Here is a 7,621-nt window from a genome sequence, read left to right on the forward strand (position 1 = left end):
GCATATAAAGAAAAGTTGGTGATACTACTCATGAACATACCTATATATATTATTTCAGGTTTTTTAGGTGCGGGTAAGACAACTTGTATTCAACATCTTATAGCACAATTAGATAAAAAAGAACGGGTTATGATTGTAGAAAATGATTTTGGCGAAGTTAGTTTTGATGCAACTGTTTTAAAAAAACAAGGGATGCATGTACGGGAATTAACTTCGGGTTGTATTTGTTGTAGTTTGTCTGGCGATTTTAAAACGTCTTTGAAAGAAGTATTGGCAACACAAGATGTAGATATTATTTTTATTGAACCATCCGGGGTGGGAAAAGCCTCAGAAATACGTATGGCTTGTCAAAGTAAAGAATTATCTGATCTTGTAACCGTTAAAGGCTGTATTACCATCATAGACATACAGACATGTGCATTATATGCACGTAATTTTGGGGAATTTTATGAAGATCAATTGCATTCAGGCGATATCATTATTTGTAGTCATGTTGAACAAAATAGAGAAGCGTTAGGAGAAGCATTGTCGGTAATAAAAAAATATAATTCATCAGCATATATTTATCAAGAACCATGGGATGAGATTCCATGGCAAACGGTATTACATTTAGGGCAAGCGGCAAGTGTCGAGGTGCCCATTACCTTGGAAACGGCACCTTGTCATGAGTATGACCATATACATGACGAACATATATCATTTTCATCGTATACATGGCATGCGAGACAAGCTAGAACGGCAGAGGAATGGCGTATATATATAGAAGGGCACATGCAACAAATGCCGGAAGTATGTGTACGGATGAAAGGTATATTACCAACACCTGATGGACATATTGAAATTCAATATAATGGTACTAATATAGTGATAAAACCAATTGATATAAAAGAAAATTTCTTGACATGTATCGGTAAGAAATTATCGGAAAAACAATGGAAAGAAGTGTGGCAAGAGGGATGAGTCGGATTATAGAACCTATTCCAGTATATGTGGTTACAGGTTTTTTAAGTACGGGTAAAACATGTGTAATAAATCATATTCTGTCTTTTCGTTCGTCCCGTGTAGGACGGGTTGCCATGGAAGATGGTAGGACTAAATCAGATACACCTATATGTATGTTACCGATGTTAACTACTACTAATATAGAAGAGGTAGCACAATCGCTGCTTATAGCGGTACAAGGAAAAGATGTTCAAGAAGTATGGTTAGAGTACAATGGGATGCTTTCTTTTACACTTTTAGAACGATTGTTTTGCGACCCTTGTTTAGTGAATATATTTCAGATTAAGCGGGTATATTTTGTGACAACGACAAATTATTGTTTGCATTTATTAGGAAAAACCGGAAGTGCTGTTGAATCTCAATTAGCAAATGCCGATTGTATTTTATGGTGGGATAAATTAGAGGAGACGCAAGTTATATCTAAAACCGATGATGAAACAGTGATAAGTCGGCTGCAACAGTTATGTCCACATACACCGTGTATACGTGTTTCTTCATTAGTGGATCGGCGTAGTATTAACAAAATATTGAAAGATCATCAGCATATCACGGGTAGAACAATAGCACTAGGAGTAGGGATGGCTGTCTGCTATATAGGGATTTCCGTGTCATCAATACCATTATTAGAAAATGTAAAATATGCGATGGCGTTATGGATGGCAACGGTAATTCAAGCACTATCATTTTTGCTGCTAGGTATTATTTGTTCGTCCTTTTTGCAAACGTGGATTCCTAGTTCTTTTTTTACAAAACGGTTACAAGGAAATCTGGTTACTTCTATGGGCTGGGCTTTAGTTGGAGGTTTTTTATTTCCTGTATGTGATTGTGCGGCAATCCCTGTGTTCCGTAGCCTATTAGTGCGAGGCGTGCCATTACCGGCAGCACTATTATTTATGCTTGCTAGCCCTATTATTAATCCTATTGTCATTCTTTCAACATGGTATGCGTTTTTTGGGATGCCTCAAGTTGTCATAGCACGTCTTGTTTTAGGGGTTATTATTGCTGTTTTGGTTAGTTTATCATTCTTGCACTATCGTGGATTAGATTCGATTGTAGGAAGGGGACAAGGATTACTTTCTTTGGAAGATAGATTGGAATCACTAGAAAAAAGCAATAAGGTATTTTATTTTTTAGAAAATGCAAGAAAAGATTTTTTTCGCATGGCTCCATTTATTATCATTGCCTCTTTGGTTGTATCATTTTTTCAAGTATATATTGGTAATTTCTTGAAATATTATTCTTTAACGGGAAATTTAGCGATGACCATTGAATTGATGATCGCTTTAGCTTTTGTTCTATCTATTTGTTCTACGGCTGATGCGATGATTGCTCGCAATATGAGTTCTAATATTCCTTTGCCTGGTATATTAGCATTTTTGGTCTTTGGTCCGATGATGGATGTTAAAAATTTTTTTGTTCTAACGTCGCTTTTTCCTAAAGCATTTGTATATCGACTTCTTATTTCCTTATTATTGGCTTGTTTTGTTTTTTCCTTTGCCTTTGCGGTGATTACAGGAAGTGTGGTGTTATGATGAAACGCTGGAATTTACAATTAGTGATAGAGGGTATGTTATTTATCCTTTTAGCGGTTGTATTAAGCATATTTGTCATCCAAGGAACGTATAAAATGTTTATTACACCACGTATTTTGCCCCTTGTATGTATATCTATTATTGTTTTTTTAGTTTGGGGGATAATGACTCTATGGCGTAGAAAAGAGGTCTCTTATAAGCAATCTTATCAAGCTTGTTTGTGGATTTGGATACCCCTTGTCTTAATTACGGGACCTTTACTTTTAGGAGAAGAACCGTATACAAAACAAATTATTGGAACTATGCAAGATGCACCGCAAGCATCAACGCATCCCTTTGGTATTGATTTTGATGGACAAACACATATAACGATTGATAATCATAATCGTATGATTATTATGAATACAAAACATTTTTATGATGCTGATTTAGAACTGACTAAAAATTTAGACATGTACCAAGGATACACTGTATATGCAGTCGGTTTTGTATCTTATGATGATGAAATGTTAACGGGAAATGATTTTACTATTGCACGTTATTTAATGTTTTGCTGTATTAATGATGTTACTCCTTTTGGTATTACTTGTCATTATGAAGGACCTAAACACTGGCAAGAATATCAGTGGGTTGCTATAAAAGGAACGGTTACAAAACGGGCTTGGCATGGATTGATGCAACCAGTTATTCATATTGATGAAATTACACCAGCTAAAAAAGTAGAAGGATTTATTTATCCGTAAGCATACAGTGAAAGGAGCGAGAGTTATGCATTTAGGAGCACAAGAATTAATTATTATTTTGATAATTGTTTTAATTTTATTTGGAGGCAAAAAAGTGAGTGGCTTAGGTAAAGCGTTGGGGATGAGTTTGCGAGAATTTAAAGAAGAAGTAAATAAAAAAGATGACAATGAGGGAGAAATGAAAGAGAAAGATGGGGTATCGACAGAAGAAAACAAAGATTGAACGCTAGATAGTTTAGAAAATAAATTGTATACATTTATATAAGTGTATATATCTAGTAAACACAGGTGAATTTCTTTTGATCAGAAAAGTAATTTGAAAATAATTATTAATTATAAACAATTAAATAGGATGGAAGAATAAATTTTTAAATTAATGCTTGCTATTTTTATATAAAAATGATAACATAATGCTAATAAATATTCTTTTACGTCAAGAATATTTAGAAAAGATACCGAGTATGTCTTATTATACAAAGAGAGGAAACAAGGAAAACTCGTCTTTGTAAGGATGAAAGGAATCTTTTATATAACAGACGTAAGTATTTATATAAAGGAGTTTTAACTATGAAAAAGTCAAAAGTACTCGCGGCTCTCGTCGCAACTATGGCAGTTGGTGCTACATGTGCTTTCGCAGCTAATCCGTTTGTTGATGTACCGGCAGATAGCTGGGCATACAAATCTGTAGTAAGCATTGCTAATGCAGGTATTATCCAGGGTGTAGATGGGACACATTTCCAAGGAAACCGTAATATTACTCGGTATGAAGCTGCTGAAATCACAGCAAAAGCAATGGCACATGCACAACGTGCCAATGCACAACAACGTGCTGTTATCAATAAGTTGGCACAAGAATTTGCTGCTGAATTGAATAACTTGGGTGTTCGTGTATCGAATTTAGAAGAAAACGTAGGTAATGTAAAATTAACGGGTGATGCACGTGTACGTTATATTCACATTAAAGACAATAAGAAACATGAAAAGGATAGCTCTTATGATGCTAAAGTCGCTTTAAATGCGGAAGCAGCTGTTAATGACAATGTAACTGTAAACTATGGCATTGAATATTCCGGAAATTTTGGCGATAGCAAGAAAGCTGATGAAGCTCGTGCGGTTACGAAAAAAGCAAATGTCAGTGTAAACCTTCCTAAAAATATCAATGTTGTTGTAGGTCGTCAAGATTTTACCTTTGGTCAAGGGTATTTCTATGATGGTGCTGCTGATGGCGTAACGCTTACTTATGGTGGCAATGACATCGTAGCTACGGCTGGTTTTGGTAAATTTAAAGAAGATGATGTAACAAATCGTAAAGTTTCTTTCCAACAGTTAGAAGGATTCTTTGGTGATATGTCTTCTGTTGGCGTATACCACGCAAATGTAATGAATATTCCAGGGGGACATGACAATAATTATCGTGCATTAGGTGCATTTGCTAAAATCAATGCAGGAAATAATATTACTGTTTCTGCTAATTATGAATCATTAAAAGAAGATAAAAAAGATAGTAAACGTGCTGACTTCTGGAGCGGTAAAGTACAGTATGGCTATGCTGATGCAGTAACGCCACAATCTTGGGATGTATGGGTTGAATATTTAAATGCTGATAAATTCGCTTTAGACGTAAATAGCAGCTCTTGGAGAGATGGAACGTTGGTATCTGATGTTCGTTCTTGGGGTGTTGGCGTAGATTATGTTTTAGCTAAGAATGTAAAATTACAAGCAATGCAATCTTTCAGTTCTAAGAAAAAGTCAGATAAAGATGCTAAATTAAATGAAGAAACACGGGCACAACTTGTATTTACATTTTAATTAGATCAAGTTAAACAAAAACTGACCTTCTAATATGGAAGGTCAGTTTTTTTGTGGGAAAAATTTATTTTAGGAACGATTGATTATACTTGTATAGATAAGGGAATGTCGTAAAAAAAATATTCCTACCCACTGGGTAGGAATATTTTTTCGTTAGAACATGAGAACATGTTATCATCGGTAGGACGGGTGGTAGTAGTACTTACTTTATTGTAAATAAAATATTAGCGAAACTTGGCGTCGTATAGTATTTTTCCCTGGTTCAAGAGGGGCAGTGCTAGCTGATAGGGCATCAACATTACGCATCATGATACGTTGGGAGGTGGGAAAATCCGATATAGTTATTTCTTTAATGCTGCCGACTTGTTTATCTGCTGCTTGGGCAGCGACTTCTGCTATTTTTTTACCATTTTTAATCGCTTCTTGTAGCAACGTTAATTGTATTTGATCGATATGTTCACTTGTAAAAGAAATACTATGTATTTTGTTGGCTCCCTGTTCGGTTAATTGTGTCAGTAACGGGGAAATATGCTTTAAATTGTGAAGTTTTAGACGTAGCGTATTGGTAACGGTATAGGAAACAATGTGTGTTCCTTTTTCATCATAATTTGGATAAATAGAAAATTGTTCTGTTTTCATATCTGTATTAGCTAGACCAAATGACACAGCACAATTATATAATTTAGTCATGAGGGAATTATTTTCTTTTTGTGCGGCAATGGGGGTTGTACCCGTTGTTTCTACGCCTACAGAAATGTAGGCGGTATCAGGGATGATTTCTTTTTCCGCATAACCGATCACATGCACTTCACTTGGCATAGTGGGAGTGGCTGCAAAGGCATTGGTTATTCCCATGATACTTGCTACAATGAGAGAGAAAAACAGGTGTTTCATTTGTATTTTTTTCATAAAATCCTCCTTAAAAATATTTTGATTTTATTATATCACTGAATAATTTTGATACGCAATATGTATAAAAGATATATTTTTATTGACAATACGATTGTAAAAAAATATAATATATCATATATGTATGCAAGTGTAAAAGCTAGGGGAGCCATATGGCTGAGAAAATGAGAAATTTGACCCTTGTACCTGATACGGATAATGCCGTCGTAGGGAAGCGAAATTGGTAATTAGCTCACCTATGTCGGGTGAGCTTTTTTATATTAATGGGGAGGTTAGCAAGATGTATACAACACAAATGGATGCAGCACGAAAAGGAATTATTACTCCACAAATGAAAATTGTTGCAAAAAAAGAACAGATGGATGTGGAAAAATTACGTAGTCTTATTGCTAGTGGAAAAGTGGTAATTCCTGCAAACAAAAATCATACTAGCTTGTCACCAGAGGCGATTGGGCAAGACTGTCGTACAAAAATTAATGTAAATCTTGGCGTATCACCAGAACACAATAATCACGAAGAAGAACTGCAAAAAGTACGTAATGCGATTGAACTCAAAGCTGAAGCGATTATGGATTTAAGTAATTTCGGTAAAACTCGTGAATTTCGAACCAAATTAATTGATATGTCGACAGCCATGATTGGGACTGTACCTATGTATGATGCAGTAGGAATGTTGGACAAGGATTTAAAAGAAATTAGCGTAGAAGAATTTTTTTCTGTTGTTCAGCAGCATGCTGAAGATGGGGTCGATTTTATGACAATTCATTGTGGGATGAATTTAAAAACGGCAGATCGTATAAAAAAGAATCCTCGTTTAACTAACATCGTATCACGGGGAGGCTCTCTTTTATTTGCTTGGATGGAGATGAATAATCAGGAAAATCCATTTTATGAATATTACGATAGATTGTTAGATATTTGTGAAGCCTACGATGTTACTTTGAGTTTAGGGGATGCCTGTCGTCCAGGGTGTACGCATGATGCAACAGATGCGGCACAAATTGAAGAATTAATTACGTTAGGAGAACTTACTAAACGAGCATGGGAACATAATGTACAAGTGATGATTGAAGGTCCTGGGCATATGGTTTTAAATGAAATTGCTGCAAATATGCGATTAGAAAAACGACTTTGCCATGGTGCACCTTTTTATGTGTTAGGTCCATTGGTCACCGATATTGCACCAGGGTATGATCATATTACGAGTGCTATCGGGGGAGCTATTGCTGCTTCTTGTGGGGCTGATTTTCTTTGCTATGTAACGCCTGCCGAACATTTACGTTTGCCTGATGTAAATGATGTTAAAGAAGGAATTATTGCGGCACGTATTGCTGCTCATGCTGCAGATTTAGCAAAAGGTATTCCTGGTGCTCAGGCTTGGGATGATGCTATGAGTAAGGCACGGGTAGCCGTGGATTTTGATACGATGATCCCGTTATCGATTGATCCAGAAAAAGCACGTGCTTATTATGAATCAAGCAAACCTGAATGTGAAGGAACCTGTACTATGTGTGGTGCTATGTGCCCAGCGAAGACGATGAAAAAGATATTAAATGGTGAAGATATAACATTACGTTAATATATTACAAAGAAGTAAAAAAACGATTTAAAAAAGCTATGAGCATG

General features: G+C 35.7%; 7 protein-coding genes and 1 riboswitch. Of the genes, 6 read left to right on the forward strand and 1 reads right to left on the reverse strand.

Annotated elements, in window-relative coordinates; translation table 11 throughout:
* Positions 1-30 precede the first annotated feature (30 nt).
* From HMPREF1040_RS05975 to HMPREF1040_RS05995, 5 genes are all read left to right on the forward strand, one after another.
* Entirely contained in the window at positions 31-960 is a 930-nt protein-coding gene (locus HMPREF1040_RS05975; protein ID WP_036257815.1) for a GTP-binding protein, read from the forward strand.
* Positions 957-2,534, forward strand: coding sequence for a permease (locus HMPREF1040_RS05980; protein WP_036257794.1), 1,578 nt, complete (start codon positions 957-959; stop codon positions 2,532-2,534). Before HMPREF1040_RS05975 ends, HMPREF1040_RS05980 begins: the two co-directional genes overlap by 4 nt.
* The gene (locus tag HMPREF1040_RS05985) at positions 2,531-3,277 is read left to right on the forward strand and encodes a TIGR03943 family protein (RefSeq protein ID WP_007393003.1); all 747 of its coding nucleotides are present in this window, start codon (positions 2,531-2,533) and stop codon (positions 3,275-3,277) included. The genes HMPREF1040_RS05980 and HMPREF1040_RS05985 overlap by 4 nt, the downstream gene beginning before the upstream one ends.
* Before the next feature lie 25 nt (positions 3,278-3,302).
* Positions 3,303-3,500: a twin-arginine translocase TatA/TatE family subunit gene (locus HMPREF1040_RS05990; protein WP_007393034.1), complete on the forward strand. Its 198-nt coding sequence runs from the start codon at positions 3,303-3,305 to the stop codon at positions 3,498-3,500.
* A gap of 344 nt (positions 3,501-3,844) precedes the next feature.
* Positions 3,845-5,086 carry an S-layer homology domain-containing protein gene (locus HMPREF1040_RS05995; protein WP_007393006.1) on the forward strand — a complete coding sequence of 414 codons (1,242 nt, stop codon included), beginning with the start codon at positions 3,845-3,847 and terminating at the stop codon, positions 5,084-5,086.
* 207 nt (positions 5,087-5,293) lie between these two features.
* On the opposite strand, the gene HMPREF1040_RS06000 is transcribed toward HMPREF1040_RS05995, so the two are convergent.
* A complete protein-coding gene (locus HMPREF1040_RS06000) occupies positions 5,294-5,995 on the reverse strand; it encodes an SIMPL domain-containing protein (protein WP_007393018.1) in 702 nt (233 codons plus the stop codon).
* Positions 5,996-6,126: 131 nt separating this feature from the next.
* Positions 6,127-6,225, forward strand: a riboswitch (TPP riboswitch).
* Positions 6,226-6,275: 50 nt separating this feature from the next.
* Here HMPREF1040_RS06000 and thiC point away from each other — a divergent pair.
* The gene (gene thiC / locus HMPREF1040_RS06005; protein WP_007392998.1) at positions 6,276-7,574 is read left to right on the forward strand and encodes a phosphomethylpyrimidine synthase ThiC; all 1,299 of its coding nucleotides are present in this window, start codon (positions 6,276-6,278) and stop codon (positions 7,572-7,574) included.
* Positions 7,575-7,621 lie beyond the last annotated feature (47 nt).

This window comes from Megasphaera sp. UPII 135-E (assembly GCF_000221545.1).
In the GTDB taxonomy this organism is placed as follows: domain Bacteria; phylum Bacillota; class Negativicutes; order Veillonellales; family Megasphaeraceae; genus Megasphaera; species Megasphaera hutchinsoni.